Below are 15,630 nucleotides of genomic sequence, written 5' to 3' on the forward strand. Positions count from 1 at the left end.
CCTTATTCCTTGCAGGACAAGTCCATGACAAACGTTTCCAGCTCCTCAAGCGGCATCGGCTTGGCCAAGCCATAGCCTTGGAAGAAATCGCACTGATACGTCATCAGGCGCTGGTACTGCTCTTCGGTTTCCACGCCTTCGGCCACCACTTTAAGCCCCAGGTGATGCGCCATAGAGATAATCCCCTGCACAATCGCGGCATCGTCTTCACTGTTGTTAAGCTCATTAATAAAGCTGCGGTCTATTTTCACCGTACTGATAGGCAGATGCTTGAGATAGCTAAGACTTGAGTAACCCGTCCCGAAGTCATCAATGGATACGCCAACGTTCATGCTACGCAAGGCGTGAAGCGTATCAATCGCGCCTTCGGTGTTGTCCATTAAAATGCCTTCCGTCAGCTCCAGGCTCAACTGCTCGGCAGGCAAACCGGTCATGAGCAGCGTTTGGCGCAGGTTGGCGAGAAAGCTGGAGCGCTGAAACTGCAGTGGCGATAGATTCACCGCCACGCGTATTGCACCCAACCCTTGTTGATTCAGCAGCTGCATATCCAGGCAGGCGCGTTTAAGCACCCACTCGCTGATCGGGATAATCTGGCCTGTCGTTTCCGCCAGCGGGATAAAGCGTGCCGGTGAAATGAAACCTTTCTCAGGATGCTCCCAGCGCAGCAAAGCCTCCACCCCGGCAAGATTGCCCTCACGGTCAATCAACGGCTGATAGTGCAGCGCAAACTCTTCGCGTTCAATGGCTTCCTGTAAATCATTACGCAACACCATGCGCTCGCTGACCGTATCGGTAAATGCATGAGTAAACCATTCATAGGCGTTACGCCCTTGCTGCTTGGCCTTGTACATGGCCATGTCAGCCTGCTGAATCAGCGTTTGCGGTTGAAGGGTATCCTCTTGACTGATGGCGATACCGATACTCGCGGTTAGATAAAGCTCCTGGGACTCAATTCGATAAGGGCGGGCCAACATGGGCAGCATTCGTTCCACTAGATCGACAACCTCTGACTCATAGTCAATACCAGTTTGCAGAATAACGAACTCATCACCGCCCATACGGGCAACGGTATCCTCAGGGCCTACCGCATTGTTCAACCGTCGGGCCACTTCAACCAGCACCTGGTCGCCCACTGCATGCCCCAGGTTGTCGTTGATGGGCTTGAAGTCATCCAGGTCCACGAACAACACGGCCAAGCGCTTTTTATGCTGACGAAGCGTTGCAAACTGCTTGAACAGTGCCTCTTCAAAAAGCGTACGGTTAGGCAAACGGGTCAGGTCGTCATGAGAGGCGTGATAGGCCAGCTGCGCTTCGTAAGCCTTATGCTTGGAAATATCGTGCTGGACGCCGACAAAATGGGTGACCCGCCCATCGTGGTCGCGTACCGGCGCTATATACAGATCGTTCCAGAACGGTGTGCCATCCTTGCGGTAATTGCAGATGGTCACATTGACTTCACGCTTCGCCTCAATACAGCTACGAATCAGCTGCACGACGGCCGGATCGCTCTCTGGCCCCTGAAGGAAACGGCAGTTCTTGCCAAGGATTTCTTCCTGACTGTAGCCAGTCACGGCGGTACACGCTTTATTGGCATAGATAATAGGCAAGTCGGGCTGTTCGGCATCGGCGATCAGGATGCCGTTAAAGCTGGCTTCCACGCTACGCTCCAGAGTACGCAGGCGAGCCTCCTGCTCGCGCGCGGCGGTAACTTCCTGGGCAATAACATGCACACCCTTGACGGTATCGTTCACCATCATGGGTAGGTGGATAATCTCCAACAGGTGTAGATGGCCCGCGCGATCCTTAAGCGTTAGTTCGTAGCGGTCAATTCCTCCCCGCATGGCCGTTTCGATATACGCCTGCACGCGCGTCATATCCTGTTCGGTAATAAAGAAGGTGAACGGCTTGCCGAGCATCTCTTCAACCGAATAACCGGTTAGCGTCGCACAGGTGGCGTTAGCGGTAACAAAGCAGCCTTGATCATCCAGCGTAAAGACCGCATCCGGGTGATGAGTAAACAGTGAACGGTAGCGCTGCTCGCTTTCTTCCAGTGAGCGCCGCACCTGAAAGCGTTCAATGGCCAGAGCCAGTAACCCGGCGGCTTTTTCAATCTGCGCGGTATCGGCAACAGTTGGCGTGCTGGGGCGCGGATAATAAACCGCAATGGTGCCGACCAAATGCCCCTCCCCGCCGTAAACAGGACTCGACCAGCAGGAGGCCAGCCCTGCTTCTTTGGCAACGCCATGATAGCCACGCCAGCGCTCATCTTCTGCGATATTGGCACATATCACGGTAGATCCTTGGTAGGCCGCGCTGCCACACGCGCCATTATTTGCGCTTATTAAAATGCGCTGTACCGCGTTACGGTACGCAGCGGGCAGCCGGTTTCCCGCTGCAAACTCCAGGTGGGTACCCGCATCATTAACCAGCATGACCGAGCAGATTGCCTGGGGTAGCTCGCGCTCCAGCATACGGCAGAGGCTTTCCAGGATTTCCGGTAGTGGCTGCTCTTGGGCAATCATGCGCTGAATTGCCTGCTGGTCTTCCAGTGCTTGACGCGTCTGGGCCAGTTCACGGGCACGGGCAATACTCACGCTTACCACACCAAGGCTAAACGCCAACAGGCCACTAAGCAGCAGGCTCCCTAGTGCAACCGCAAACGGCAGCAGGTTCAATTGATACCAGTTGTACTGGCTCCCCGGATAGGCATAAAGCTCCATGTTAATGCCACCGGGCAAGCCGATATAACGTGATGCCAGCGCAAGTTCGGGCGTTTCCATGCTATCAGCTGAGAAGCCAACGGGATGCAGTTTCACAAGTGATGTAGCATCGCGATTCACCCTGACCTGGAAGGGACCTACTTCCAAGCGCAGCTCATTTTCCAACATGGTGGCCAGATCAAAGCTGGCAAACAGGTAATGGCCGTTGGCGGGAATGGGAATAACAAACATGGCCTCATGAGGTCGACTGGTATCCGCCATTAACAGTCGTGGGCGTTCCAGAGGAATTTGTATCCAGGCACGCGTATATTCTTCTCTCAGTTGCTGGCGTAACCATCGCTCCATTTCAGCGGTTCGCCCTACTCCCCAGCTCCAAGTCAGCTGCTGCTTATCAATCAGCGCAATGGCGCTAATACTCGGCGTATCACGCAAATAATTTTGCGCGTCACTTTCCAGCAGGTCCAAATCCCAGCGCGGCCCCATGGCGTTTAAGCGTTCAGCCATGCGCTGCATTAGCCGCAACCTTTCTTGCGTTGCCTGTTCAATATTTAACTGAACATTATCCAATAGATACGCGGCTTGCTGCCGCAGTGTGGTTTGTTGATAGCTATTTACCAACAGCCAGATAAAACAGCTTATCGTAACGCCCCAAAGTGAAGCGGCAACGGTCACTCGCCCCGGGTTTAAACGCTGAGTCTTGCCACGCAAACCGGCTGCCAGCATGGCGGTGCCTAACAAGCATGTAAATACCAACGCGGTCATGGGCGAGGATGAAAACAGCGGGGAAGCACCGTTCAGTCCAAACCATAATTTTCCAACCACAAACAGAGCAAGCCCCAATAGGCTAAGCCCACCCACTACCCATAACCTGCGCCGCCATGAGGTGGAAAGCCCCACCCAAAAGCACACCCCAGTCAGTAAAAGAAAGCCCGCTGACAAGCTGGTAATACGCGGTCCACTGCTTAGCCATGAGCCGCCTCCACTTCCTTCCAGGCTATTATGTACCACGGTATAAATGATGATGATTAGTAACATAACAGCACAAAACATCCGGGTTTTAACCCAGCCTTGTAGTGATGCAAGCAGACCAACGCCTACCAATAGAGTGACCAACGCCCCATCGGGTACCAACGTGGCAAAAAATGGCTGCGTAGGTATGCTGATGCCCACCACTACCCCTACCACTCCCATGCAAATCAGGGTTGCCAATATCATCAGCAATAGGGTTTCCAGCGCTAAATGGCGCGTATTAATCGGCATGTCTTTGCGACTCTTCAGGTATGGATGTTTACAACGCTTACTATCTATTTGAAGTGTACTCGCTCTGTAAGGGGTATCAGCTCATGAAATTGCTCATCCAAATAATCGCTATAAGCACTAAGCATCCGGTAATCAATTAATGAGCCGTACTCATGTGTAATTCGGTAGCGTAAGGACGCGCTGGCGAGCGCATATGCTAACGCATCAGCCAAAATGGCAAGCGTTTCTGGTGGCGTGCCCGCTGGTGCAAAAATGCCTCTGTCGGTGGTATGAACAAGATCAATCCCCTGTTCACGAAGCGTTAAGACGTCAGGTAACCCAGGCAAGCGTTCACTACCCGCTACTGCCAGAGGAACTAAAGCACCCGAGGCAAAAAGAGAACCCGCCGAAGGGAGGTTAAGCATGGCAAAATCAATTTCCTGAGCCAGCAAGGCCTCTACCTGAGATGCAGTATCGGGAAAGCGAACCAGCTGTACATCTGAGAGCGAGATACCGCTTTGTTCAAAAAACCGCAGCCAGAACAGGTGATCAGTGGAGTTGGCAATGACGCCGAACATGGGAGGGGTTGAGGAGGCATGGATTAACGCTTCAATATCGCTTGCTTGCTGGACCACATGCCCTGCATACGTGGCAGGAATGTTAACCGTGCGAATCAGCAGCGACACGGGCGCAAAATCGGCATGGGAAAACGAAGCTAGCCCCGCCAAGTAAGCAAGGTCGATCGTTTGATGGCTGCCTAGCAGCGTATAACCATCGGGCGCGGCATTTCTGACATACTGCGCGCCACGTATAGCACCACGGCCGGGCATATTAACCACGTGAACGGGCTGGCCTAGATAGGTTTGCGCCGTTTCGAAAATATCCCGAAACAGCACATCGGTTGCCCCTCCCAACCCAAATGGAATCACTACCGTAATTTCGCGTTGCGGGTAGTGATCGTCGGCAACGGCCAAAGCCATCACCAGTAAAAAACTGACTAATAGGCTAATTATAAAACAATAACGCATCACTGCCCTGCAACTATACGCCATGCTCCCATCCCCATATTTTTTTAGTTAACGCATAGCTACTCTTTGCAACATAGCTTTAATTTTCGGCCACTACCACAAAAGCAGGGATCGTTGCGGCGTGGCTTGAGGCGCATCACTTCAGGAGTACCGTCTATATACCACCAGCGGCACCCTTCAAACACAAAACGCGAATTTTCTTCAAGCCTATGCCAACGGGCGCGCTCTTTGAAATAAGCACGAAAGTGAATATAGCCAGTATTGGCTTGCGAAGGAGCCTTTTGAACATCAGGAATCTCCTTAATAATTGATAAACCTTTCCACTGTGTATGCGGGTCGGGCAGCAGCTCGTCAGGGCGCGTACTTATATGCCAGGTAGCCAGCAGGTAGTCGGTTAACCCAAATGCAAAGGCGCTATAACGAGAGCGCATCAACGCTTCAGGCGTAGGGGCTGTTTCGCCATGGTGGTAACGTCCACAGCATACTTCGGTCGACAAACCTGTACCGCAGGGGCAACTTTTTTTCATTAGAGACGTCATAGGGGAGCTCATATATCACGTTTACTTAAGCCTAACCGATAATCCTAAAAACCATCCTATATATAGACTGGGTTTTAGTTCGATATTGACCCTGTGTTAAGCGTATAGTGGCTGAGTAAGATTTTTCGACAAATGGAGTACGACACGACGCACTATTCTTTCCAAAAGCAGCGGAGGTTCTCATGAAGGTCTACAAACCGGAATGGCAGTGCACGTTTAGCGTAAACGAAGGCGCGGAAGAATCAGCTAACTGGAAAGAGCGAGTCGCCTGGCGGCTTCGCGCAATGGCCGACCGTTTGGACGGTGTCGGTCGAACGCTCAAGATCGACTGCAATGTGACCCCTCAGGTAAGCCGTGAAGAAGTGGATACCTGTCTTGGCAAAGGGTTTGAAGTTACCCAGCAGCTGCTGACCCAGCTAGCGCATCAACAGGCCTGTGAAGACGTGATGCGCGATGCCAAGGCCGACTTGTTTGAGAAAACTCCCAGCACTAATTCCCAGTGCTAATCTCCAGTAATAGTTCTCAGTACTAGTTCTCAGTACTAGTTCTCAATACTAACCGGCAGTCCTTAACGTCGGCTTCGTTCTGGCTCCCACTCGGCAACCGGGTGGGAGCAACTGCAATTAAATCGGTTCAACCATTTTGAAAGGGTTGTTCCAGCGCCTTTCCCATGCAATTCATAAAAGCTAAGCACGCATCGAGTTCGCTTTTTTCGATATATTCATCCGGTTGATGCGCCTGAGCGATACTGCCCGGCCCCAGAATAATCGTTTGCAATCCCTGGCCTTGGAATTGTCCTGCCTCGGTGGCATAGGCCACTGCGTGGTTGCAGCATTCACTTGGCAGGTGGTCTTTGGCCAAGCGCAGCACGGCGTGGTTATCTCGATCGGCTAAGCCCGGCACGGTCACATTCAGCGGCTCGGTCACAATCTCCACTGCCTTGCCACGCGCTTTTAGCTCGGCACTTAACGTTTCGGCATATGCTTCAAAGCGAGCAAATACCTCGTCGAACGTCTCGGTGGGCAGGTGACGGATTTCCCACTCAAACTGGCACTCTCGCGCCATGATATTGATGGCCGTGCCGCCCTTGATCTTGCCCACGTGCAGGCTGGTGTGGGGTACGTTGAACGCCTCATTCACCTTGCCCTCCTCCACCAGCGCCGCCATGGTATCTTCGATAAACGTCACTAGACGCGCAGCCACGTGAATGGCTGAAGTTCCTTGGTTTACCTGACTGCTGTGCGCCTCGCGTCCAATCACCGTAGTGCGCAGGTTGGTTGCGCCCTTTTGGGCCACGACAGGCTGCATGCTGGTCGGCTCACCGACAATGACGTGCGCGGTGGTCGAATAGTGCTCGTAGAAACGTTTGATTAGCGCAGGCGCACCGACACAGCCAATCTCCTCGTCATACGAAAAACCGAAATAAATAGGCTGTTGCAGCGGTGCCTTGGCCCACTCGGGCACCATGGCGAGCGCGCAGGCGATAAAGCCTTTCATATCGCAGGTACCACGGCCGTAAAGCTTGCCATCTTCACCATCAAAAAGGGTGAAAGGGTCGGTCGACCAAGGCTGGCCTTCCACTGGCACTACATCGGTATGGCCTGAAAGCATCACGCCACCCGGGGCGTCGGGGCCGATGCGAGCGATCAGGTTCGCCTTGGTGCCGCATGGGCTCATCACCCGCTCGGAGGCGATGCCGTACTCGGTCAGATACTCTTCGACAAACTCGATCAGCGCCAGATTGGAGCCCCGGGAGGTGGTATCGAAAGAGACCAGTTTAGTTAATAGCGCTATTGCGTTAGTCATACGCGTCTCGTTGTTTATGCACTTCGTCTAACCCTATCACCGGCTCTCCCGTACGCCTACTGCCAAAGTTTAACGGGGGTCATACCCAGTTCACTTAGCGGTCATCAAAATGTCATCTACACTGACTACTGTTCAGTGCATCCAAAAACCTTAACAAACGCACTGTGCCACCTGGCGATGTCAGGACGACAAGGAGCCTTTATGTCTCGTTTTACGTTACGCGCGTTATCTGCCGGTATCGCGGCGGCCACTCTGAGTGTTTCCGCCCACGCCGCCACAGAGATCACTTGGTGGCACTCCATGGGTGGCGAGCTAGGTGAGCGCTTAAGCGCCCTTGCTGAAGACTTCAACGCCTCACAGGATGAGTATCGTGTCACGCCCTCCTACCGGGGCGAATACGAACAGACCATGGTCAATACCATTGCCGCCTTCCGCGCAGGCGAGCAGCCACACATCGTGCAGATCTACGAAGTGGGCACCGGCACCATGATGGCCGCCCAAGGCGCCATCTACCCAGTTTATGAGCTGATGGAAGAGCACGGCAACGACTTCGACCCGGCCGATTATCTGCCCGTGGTGACCGGTTACTACACCGATACCAATGGCAATATGCTCTCCATGCCGTTCAACTCGTCTACGCCGATTCTTTACTACAACAAGGATGTCTTCGAAGCTGCCGGCCTCGACCCCGAAACGCCGCCCACTACCTGGCAAGAGATGGGCGAAATGGGTCAGCAAATCGTCGATGAGGGCGCGGCGTCCTGTGGCTTCACCATGGCTTACGCAGCCAACTGGGTCGGCCTTGAGAACTTCTCGGCACTGCACAATCAGCCTGTCGGCACCCTGGAAAACGGCTTCGGCGGAATTGAGACCGAGTTTGCCTTTAACGGTGATGTTCAGGCGCGCTTCTGGGATCAGTTGAAAGAGTGGGGCGACAGCGGCGTCTACAGCTACGCAGGTCCAGCGAACGGCCCGGATGCAGCACCCTCGTTCTACTCCAGTGACTGCGCGATGTATATGAACTCGTCCGCCTCACGTGCCGACGTGCTGGCCAACTCTGACTTCGAAGTGGGCTTTGGCATGCTGCCCTACTATGACGACGTAGACGGTGCTCCGCAGAACTCGATCATTGGGGGCGCGACCCTGTGGGTACTTTCCGGCCACGAAGACGACGAATACACCGGCGTTGCCGAATTCCTGGAATACCTATCCCTGCCGGAAGTTCAGGCCGAGTGGCACCAAGGCACCGGCTACCTGCCGATTACCACTGCCGCTTACGAACTGAGCCAGGAGCAGGGTTACTACGACGAGAATCCGGGTGCGGATATCGCCATCGAGCAGATCAATTTAAACGAACCAACGGAGAACTCCAAAGGCCTGCGCTTTGGCAACTACCCCCAGGTGCGCATGATTCTGGACGAAGAGTTCCAGGCTGTGCTGGCAGGCACCAAGGACGGTCAGCAAGCGCTGGATGATGCGGCACGCCGCGGCAATCAGATCCTGCGCGACTTTGAGGCAGCCAATAACTAAGCGCTTCTCGTTACTTGTAAATAAACCCCGGCTTATAGCCGGGGTTTGTTATAGGAGCCATCCCATACGCCCATGTCACCGGGGCCTATGGGATGGCTTACTTTCCGGCAGCTGATCGCAGTGATCAGCCGTACCCAGCGCCCGTAAGACAGGATGTGCCATGCAGACCAAACGCTCCACCTATCAAAACCGGTGGCTCCCCTTCTTTCTTTTAGCGCCGCAGTTGGCGATTACGCTGGTGTTTTTTATCTGGCCGGCAAGTCAGGCGGTAAAATCCAGCTTCGAGCGTACCGATGCGTTCGGCTTTAAAACAACGTTTGTCGGCCTGGATAACTACGCACGCATTCTGGCCGACCCCAGCTACCTGAATGCGCTGGGGCGCACCGCGATTTTCTCCATCTCGGTGACGGTGCTTTCCATGAGCCTGGCGCTTTTACTGGCCGTTTGTGTCAACCGTGTGCTGAAGAGCGCCAAGTTCTACACCACGCTTCTGGTATGGCCCTACGCCGTCGCCCCGGTCGTTGCCGGAGTACTGTGGTGGTTCCTATTCAACCCGACCATCGGCCTTTTGCCGCATCTGCTCGACTGGTTCGGCATCAGCTGGAACCACCGCGTCTCGGGCACTCAGGCGATGATCCTGATCACCATCGCCGCCGCCTGGAAGCAGATCTCCTACAACTTTCTGTTTTTCCTCGCGGGGCTGCAGTCTGTGCCGCAGTCACTCATGGAGGCGGCAGCCATTGACGGGGCGGGCCCCTTCAAGCGCTTCTGGACCATCGTGCTCCCACTTTTATCGCCCACCACTTTCTTCCTGCTGATTATCAACATCAACTACGTGATGTTCGACACCTTCGGGGTGATTGATGCCACCACCGCTGGTGGACCTGGCCAGGCCACCATGACACTGGTGTACAAGGTCTACACCGATGGTGTGGCGGGGCTGAACATCGGCTCCTCATCCGCCCAGTCGGTCATGCTAATGGGCATCGTGATTATCTTGACGTTTATCCAGTTCCGTTACGTGGAACGCCGGGTCAACTACTAGCGCTGACACTTATTTACTTGGTTGAGCATGAACATGGCTGGATATAAATATGGTTGAGAACAGACCCTTTCTGAATATTCTGACCCACCTGGTGCTGATTGCAGGTGTACTGGTGGTAGCGTTTCCGGTGTACGTGGCATTTATCGCCTCGACCCACGAACCCAGTGCCTTCGTGCGCGGGGTATTGCCGCTGCTCCCCGGCGACAACATGTTTGAATCCTACGGGCAGATGCTCAGCTCCGGCTGGAAGGTAGGCGGCACGCCACCGGTCTGGCTGATGCTGGGTAACTCGCTGATCATGGCGCTGACGATTGCTATCGGTAAGATCGCCATTTCGATTCTCTCCGCCTTTGCGATTGTCTACTTCCGCTTCCCGTTTCGCATGCTGGCGTTCTGGATCATTTTCATCACCCTGATGCTGCCGGTCGAAGTTCGCATCATCCCCACTTACGCCGTCGTTGCCAATCTGGGCATGCTGAATTCCTATGCGGGGCTGACGCTTCCATTGATTGCCTCGGCCACCGCGACCTTCCTGTTCCGCCAGTTCTTCATGACCGTGCCGGAAGAGTTAATGGAAGCCAGCCGAGTGGACGGCGCCGGGCCGATGAAATTCTTCAAGGACATACTGCTTCCGGTGTCGATCACCAATATCGCCGCGCTGTTCGTGATCATGTTCATCTACGGCTGGGTGCAGTACCTGTGGCCGCTACTGGTCACCACCGATGAAGACTTCTACACCATCGTGCTGGGCATCAAGCGCCTGATGGCCTCGTCCGACCGGGTGCCCGCCTGGAACCTCATCATGGCGACCGTCACGCTTGCCATGCTGCCCCCGGTGTTAGTGGTGCTGTTTATGCAAAGACTGTTTGTGAAAGGCCTGACCGAGACGGAGAAATAAGATGGCCAGTATTACCTTGGAAGGGCTTAGAAAAACCTACGCAGGCGACGTCCATGCCGTTAAAGGCATCGATCTTGCGATTGAAGACGGCGAGTTTGTGGTGCTGGTAGGCCCTTCGGGCTGCGGTAAATCCACGCTGTTACGCATGGTAGCCGGGCTTGAAACGATTACCGGCGGTACGCTCAAGATCGGCGATCGAGTGGTCAACAAGCTCGAACCCGCCGAGCGCGATATCGCCATGGTATTCCAGAACTACGCGCTCTATCCGCATATGACGGTGTACAACAACCTCGCTTACGGGCTGAAAAACCGCGGCTTTAAAAAACCCGAGATCGAAGAGCGGGTGCGCAAAGCGGCCAAAATGCTCGAAATCGAAGAGTATCTGGAGCGCAAACCGCGCAAACTCTCTGGCGGCCAGCGCCAGCGCGTGGCTATGGGCAGGGCACTGGTGCGCGAACCCGCGGCCTTCTTGTTCGATGAGCCGCTCTCTAACCTGGATGCCAAGCTGCGCGTACAGATGCGTGTGGAGATCAAGCAGCTTCAGCGCCGTTTGAAGACCACCAGCCTCTACGTGACCCACGACCAGTTAGAAGCAATGACGCTGGGCGACCGCTTGGTGGTGCTTAGCGCTGGAAAAATCGAGCAGGTGGGCACGCCCATGGAGATCTACGCCCGCCCCGCGTCGATGTTTGTGGCAGGCTTTATTGGCTCGCCTGCGATGAATATGGTGCCGCTTGAATACCTACAAACCCGCGGCACTACTGACCTGCTCAATGATCTACCCCCCGGCACCGATACGGTAGGCATCCGCCCGGACGATATGCGCCTGTCGCCGCCGAATACGCCGCACCTGATCGTGGAATCCACGCTTGAGCTGTTTGAAGCCGCCGGCGCCGAGAGCCACCTTTACGTGCGGCTCGCCGACAGCGACCAGCCCACCGTGATTCGGGTGAGTGGCCAGCCGCCGGTCAACGAAGGCGAAACACTACGCTTTTTTGTCACCCGCGAGGCACTTCACCCATTTAACAGCGCGACCGGCCTACGCACCGGCTAACGCGCTGCTTAGTACTTTATTGCTTGGCCAAGTCGACAATACGCCCTTCAACCTGATAATCCACGTCACCTAACGAAACCATATAATCGCGCAGCATCTCCCAGTCGGTATTACCGACAATGGTGCTGCGCCCATCTTCATAGGCGGCTTCTAGCGCGATATGGCTGTCGCCACCGGCAGCGGTGAAGTGATTGGTGGCAATGATGTAGGTGTGCTCAGGATCAACAGGCTGCAGCGTGCCATCCTGCGTCACCTTCAAGCTCACGACTCGCTTACCAACAGGTTGGCGGCTGTCATATACCAATTCGATACCATTCGACACCTGCAGGAAACCGCCGCTTTCAATCGGCGCATTTGCCAGCCCGATCTCGAACGTCTCCAAAAGCTCCGCGCCCGTCACTCTTACCAGCGCCAAGCGATTGCCAAACGGCTGCACGGCAACCAGCTCACCCACGCTCACATCGCCCTGCGCGATGGGTTCACGAATACCGCCGCTATTTTGAATGGCCAGCACGGTCTCCAGGTTCACTCGGCGGGCGGCAGCAAGCTGACCATCGGCAATCAGATTGCCCAACGCGGTTTCATCAGCGCGCACGCTTTGTTCATCGCCGTTGCCATGGCGCGGGTTAGGCAGTGCTGAGACCACCCGAGCGCCCACCAGCGTATCGCGCACTTCCTCGATTTTCGCGGTATACGGTGCTAACAGGGCAGCAGCATCGGCGTCTGGTTCGCGCTCATCGGTGGCAAGCAGTTCACCGTTGGCTTCCAGTACGTTGCCGTTATCATCGAACGTCACCTGCACGACGCCCAGGTACTGCCCGTACTCGCCGGCCTGACCAATCACGGTGGGCGCCATCGGCTCGCCCCGGTCGTTTTCGGTCAGCATCACGGGGGTCTCAAGGCGGGTATGACTGTGGCCGCCGATGATCACGTCCACCCCTTCCACATGCTGAGCCAACAGCAAGTCATTACCCATACTCGGGTCACTGTCGTAGCCCATATGGGTAAGGGCTACGATCTTGTCGATACCCTGCGCTTCAAATTCAGCCACCATCGCCTCGGCCGCTTCCCGGTAATCGCTGATCGTGACATTGCCGGGGCTGGAGACAGTATTGCTGCTTGGTGTGCTCAAGCCGAAAATGCCAATTCGCTGCCCTGCATGTTCGACGACGATACCGTCGTAAAGATGGCCGGGCTGGGGCTCAACGCTGATCGATTCGCCCAGTTGATCGGCGAATTCTTCTGATGTGGAAAAGTCCAGGTTGGCGCCGAGAATAGGGAAATCAGCCGCGGCAAAGAAAGCGGCAAGGGCCTTATGGCCCTTTTCCGGGTCGCCCAGATCAAATTCATGGTTACCGGGCACGAAAGCGTCGTACCCCATCAGGTTCATGAACTTAACGGCGTCCTGCCCCCGGTATTCGGTGAAATAGAGCGTACCCGAAAAGATATCCCCGGCATCCAGCAGCAGGCCGTCACCGAATCGCTCGCGCGCCTCGGCCAGGGTGGTGATGAGCTGAGGGTAGTGGTCGGTACGGCCGTGCAGGTCATTGGTGTGGAAAATGGTCAGCGTATAGGGCGCGGCATACGCCGAGGTGGTGAGCAGCCCCGTCACTATCCCTAGCGCAATACCGTGAGGAATAAAACGCATCAGCATGGTTCCTTTTATAAAAGCGTTATAGCAGAACGATAGCGTGCCCTAAAAGCCTGACAGATTAGTGACGGCCTTATCGCTCACCACTTTATGGCACTCAACTTACTTAGCATTGAATGATACCTAAACAGCCTAATTACCTCATTTTGCTAACGGCAATAAGCAGACTGAATGGCGCTCAAGGCTCAGCAATCATGTCATGCGATTGAGACAAGACCGTCATCTTCGCTACATCTAAGTGTCATCAACGACTGCCACCCTATGGAGCGACCATTCCATGCTCGGCAAGTTTACTGCTCGTTGCCTCAGGTATCTCCTCTCTAGGGAAGCTCACATGCACAAGTCATTTCTCACGCTTGCACTCACCGCTGCAACGCTGGCAACTACCGCCACAACTTACGCCAATGAAGATTTAAGCGGTATCTGCCCTAACCCGCTGCGCATGGCCGATACGGGTATCGAAGGCATGGGGCCGCTGGCAGAAGCATTTGGCCCCTTCGCTGAGGCGTTTGAGGAAACGACGGGCCTTGAGCTTAAGATGTTTAGCCTAAGCAACCGCACAGCAGCGGGCACGGCGCTTCAATATGATGATGTGGATCTGGTATTTGCCGGCCCTTCGGAGTTCGTGCTGTTCGACCGTGAGAGCGATATTGAAATCCTGTTTGCCATTGAGCGCCCGCACTATGGCAGCAGCTTTTACGTGCCAGCAGACAGTGATATCGAGTCTCTTGAAGATTTGGCAGGCCACCGTGTAGCGCTAAAGGATGTTGGCTCTACCAGTGGGCATATTTTCCCAAGCCAAATGCTGGTGGATGCCGGATTGGATATTAAACGAGATCTGGAAATTATCATGGCAGGCGACGCGCGTATTGCCGCCCTGGTCAACGGCGATGTCGATGCCATGGGCGGCGGCAATCGCGACATTGATGAGATTCAGGCAATGGATCCTAACGGCGAATACCGTGTCATCGCCACTAGCGATGTACTGCCTGGCGATCCAGTGGTTATGCGAGGTTCTTTAGATGATGCATGTAAAACAGCACTGCGAGACACGCTAAATGCCAATGCCGATACACTGTGGAGTGCATTGATTGCCACAGAGCGTAACGAAGGAAAATTCTTAAACCGAGATTCATCACTGGGCTTTGACCGTACCAATGAAGATTACGACATAGTGCGTCAAGCGTACGAAGCCGCGGGCATCCCCCTTTAACGAGTCGTTACCCAACATGCACAGGGACGTGCCGTTTAAAGGTTTCAACATGATGGTCTATAACCTCACCCTCCTGGCAGTAACGCAGGAGGTTTTTGTATGAATGCGATCACGATTACTGAATTGCATAAATACTACGCAAAGCTTCACGTGCTGCGTGGCTTGAATCTCAGCGTTAACCAAGGTGAATGCGTTATTTTGCTGGGTGCCAATGGATGCGGTAAATCGACGTTGATGCGTTGTCTCAACGGTTTGGCACCCCACGACCAGGGCAGTATCCAAATTCTGGGTGAGCCGCTGACGCGTTTGTCGCCAGCTCAACTACGCAGGCTACGCCAGAAAATAGGCGTTGTGTTCCAGCAGTTCAATCTGGTGCAAAACGTGAGCGTTTTTCAAAACGTTTTATACGGTGCGCTCGGCCAACAGCGCTTAGGGCTTCTCACCAGCCTTTCCTGTTTTGCCACCGCTGAGCTGCGCGAGCGGGCCATGGCGGCGCTTGAACGAGTTGGGCTGGCGCACAAAGCACAGGCTGAATGTCGAGCACTTTCGGGTGGCCAACAGCAGCGCGTGGCTATCGCCAGAACGCTTATGCAGGATGCCGAGATTATTATCGCAGATGAGCCTGTTGCTAGCCTTGATCCTAAAGCCGGTCGTGAAATCATGGACTTATTGCTGGATGTCGTGACAGAACGAGGCATGACGGTGCTCTGCACCCTGCATCAGCTTGAACTCGCCCAGCAGTATGGCGACCGCATCGTAGGGATGAAAGCGGGAAAAATTGTTCTGGATGCACCACGTCAACAGGTTGCGTTAGACGATATGCAGCAACTGTATCAAGGAGAGACCCGCGTCGATCAGCCACTGCTGTCCGCCACTTCCCGTTTGACGCCCGTTACCCACTAGCCGC

At 54.7% G+C, this 15,630-nt stretch carries 12 protein-coding genes; 7 read left to right on the forward strand and 5 right to left on the reverse strand.

All coding sequences use genetic code 11. The annotated features are described in order from the left end of the window. Nucleotides 1–2: 2 nt before the first annotated feature. The 3 genes from ELY25_RS17945 to ELY25_RS02205 all read right to left on the reverse strand — a co-directional run bounded on the left by ELY25_RS17945 (nucleotide 3) and on the right by ELY25_RS02205 (nucleotide 5,514). Nucleotides 3–3,980: a sensor domain-containing phosphodiesterase gene (locus tag ELY25_RS17945; protein ID WP_126949671.1), complete on the reverse strand. Its 3,978-nt coding sequence runs from the start codon at nucleotides 3,978–3,980 to the stop codon at nucleotides 3–5. 44 nt (nucleotides 3,981–4,024) lie between these two features. Next, nucleotides 4,025–4,939: a tripartite tricarboxylate transporter substrate binding protein gene (locus ELY25_RS02200; protein WP_236995632.1), complete on the reverse strand. Its 915-nt coding sequence runs from the start codon at nucleotides 4,937–4,939 to the stop codon at nucleotides 4,025–4,027. A gap of 107 nt (nucleotides 4,940–5,046) precedes the next feature. Continuing rightward, nucleotides 5,047–5,514, reverse strand: coding sequence for a YchJ family protein (locus ELY25_RS02205; protein ID WP_236995622.1), 468 nt, complete (start codon nucleotides 5,512–5,514; stop codon nucleotides 5,047–5,049). A 194-nt stretch (nucleotides 5,515–5,708) separates the two neighbouring features. Here ELY25_RS02205 and ELY25_RS02210 point away from each other — a divergent pair, with 194 nt between their 5' ends. Beyond that, nucleotides 5,709–6,032, forward strand: coding sequence for a hypothetical protein (locus tag ELY25_RS02210; RefSeq protein ID WP_126949674.1), 324 nt, complete (start codon nucleotides 5,709–5,711; stop codon nucleotides 6,030–6,032). Nucleotides 6,033–6,159: 127 nt separating this feature from the next. Here the strand turns inward: ELY25_RS02210 and argE are convergent, their stop codons facing one another. Then, nucleotides 6,160–7,332: an acetylornithine deacetylase gene (gene argE / locus ELY25_RS02215; RefSeq protein ID WP_126949675.1), complete on the reverse strand. Its 1,173-nt coding sequence runs from the start codon at nucleotides 7,330–7,332 to the stop codon at nucleotides 6,160–6,162. A gap of 201 nt (nucleotides 7,333–7,533) precedes the next feature. On the opposite strand from argE, the gene ugpB reads away from it, so the two are divergent. The 4 genes from ugpB to ELY25_RS02235 all read left to right on the forward strand — a co-directional run bounded on the left by ugpB (nucleotide 7,534) and on the right by ELY25_RS02235 (nucleotide 11,859). Continuing rightward, complete coding sequence (gene ugpB, locus ELY25_RS02220; RefSeq protein WP_126949676.1) at nucleotides 7,534–8,862, forward strand: sn-glycerol-3-phosphate ABC transporter substrate-binding protein UgpB; 1,329 nt, start codon at nucleotides 7,534–7,536, stop codon at nucleotides 8,860–8,862. A gap of 160 nt (nucleotides 8,863–9,022) precedes the next feature. Further along, complete coding sequence (ugpA, locus tag ELY25_RS02225; RefSeq protein WP_126949677.1) at nucleotides 9,023–9,907, forward strand: sn-glycerol-3-phosphate ABC transporter permease UgpA; 885 nt, start codon at nucleotides 9,023–9,025, stop codon at nucleotides 9,905–9,907. Between the two features lie 49 nt (nucleotides 9,908–9,956). Beyond that, nucleotides 9,957–10,805 (forward strand): sn-glycerol-3-phosphate ABC transporter permease UgpE, encoded by an 849-nt coding sequence (gene ugpE, locus ELY25_RS02230; protein WP_126949678.1) that lies wholly within the window; start codon nucleotides 9,957–9,959, stop codon nucleotides 10,803–10,805. Nucleotide 10,806: 1 nt separating this feature from the next. After that, nucleotides 10,807–11,859 carry a sn-glycerol-3-phosphate import ATP-binding protein UgpC gene (locus ELY25_RS02235; protein WP_126949679.1) on the forward strand — a complete coding sequence of 351 codons (1,053 nt, stop codon included), beginning with the start codon at nucleotides 10,807–10,809 and terminating at the stop codon, nucleotides 11,857–11,859. Nucleotides 11,860–11,875: 16 nt separating this feature from the next. Here the strand turns inward: ELY25_RS02235 and ELY25_RS02240 are convergent, their stop codons facing one another. After that, nucleotides 11,876–13,507, reverse strand: coding sequence for a bifunctional metallophosphatase/5'-nucleotidase (locus ELY25_RS02240; protein WP_126949680.1), 1,632 nt, complete (start codon nucleotides 13,505–13,507; stop codon nucleotides 11,876–11,878). 337 nt (nucleotides 13,508–13,844) lie between these two features. On the opposite strand from ELY25_RS02240, the gene phnD reads away from it, so the two are divergent. Continuing rightward, complete coding sequence (gene phnD, locus ELY25_RS02245) at nucleotides 13,845–14,723, forward strand: phosphate/phosphite/phosphonate ABC transporter substrate-binding protein (protein ID WP_126949681.1); 879 nt, start codon at nucleotides 13,845–13,847, stop codon at nucleotides 14,721–14,723. A gap of 99 nt (nucleotides 14,724–14,822) precedes the next feature. Then, nucleotides 14,823–15,626: a phosphonate ABC transporter ATP-binding protein gene (gene phnC / locus ELY25_RS02250; RefSeq protein ID WP_126949682.1), complete on the forward strand. Its 804-nt coding sequence runs from the start codon at nucleotides 14,823–14,825 to the stop codon at nucleotides 15,624–15,626. Nucleotides 15,627–15,630: the final 4 nt, after the last annotated feature.

The sequence above is a fragment of the Vreelandella populi genome (assembly GCF_003989825.1).
GTDB classification, from domain to species: Bacteria; Pseudomonadota; Gammaproteobacteria; order Pseudomonadales; family Halomonadaceae; genus Vreelandella; species Vreelandella populi.

Excerpts from the sequence above, each read along its gene's own strand:
- ELY25_RS02210 (WP_126949674.1), top strand. The coding sequence starts at position 5,709 with ATGAAGGTCTACAAACCGGAATGGCAGTGCACGTTTAGCGTAAACGAA.
- argE (WP_126949675.1), bottom strand. The coding sequence starts at position 7,332 with ATGACTAACGCAATAGCGCTATTAACTAAACTGGTCTCTTTCGATACC.
- ELY25_RS02240 (WP_126949680.1), bottom strand. The coding sequence starts at position 13,507 with ATGCGTTTTATTCCTCACGGTATTGCGCTAGGGATAGTGACGGGGCTG.
- phnD (WP_126949681.1), top strand. The coding sequence starts at position 13,845 with ATGCACAAGTCATTTCTCACGCTTGCACTCACCGCTGCAACGCTGGCA.
- phnC (WP_126949682.1), top strand. The coding sequence starts at position 14,823 with ATGAATGCGATCACGATTACTGAATTGCATAAATACTACGCAAAGCTT.
- ugpA (WP_126949677.1), top strand. The coding sequence starts at position 9,023 with ATGCAGACCAAACGCTCCACCTATCAAAACCGGTGGCTCCCCTTCTTT.
- ugpE (WP_126949678.1), top strand. The coding sequence starts at position 9,957 with ATGGTTGAGAACAGACCCTTTCTGAATATTCTGACCCACCTGGTGCTG.
- ugpB (WP_126949676.1), top strand. The coding sequence starts at position 7,534 with ATGTCTCGTTTTACGTTACGCGCGTTATCTGCCGGTATCGCGGCGGCC.
- ELY25_RS02235 (WP_126949679.1), top strand. The coding sequence starts at position 10,807 with ATGGCCAGTATTACCTTGGAAGGGCTTAGAAAAACCTACGCAGGCGAC.
- ELY25_RS02200 (WP_236995632.1), bottom strand. The coding sequence starts at position 4,939 with ATGGCTTTGGCCGTTGCCGACGATCACTACCCGCAACGCGAAATTACG.
- ELY25_RS02205 (WP_236995622.1), bottom strand. The coding sequence starts at position 5,514 with ATGAAAAAAAGTTGCCCCTGCGGTACAGGTTTGTCGACCGAAGTATGC.
- ELY25_RS17945 (WP_126949671.1), bottom strand. The coding sequence starts at position 3,980 with ATGCCGATTAATACGCGCCATTTAGCGCTGGAAACCCTATTGCTGATG.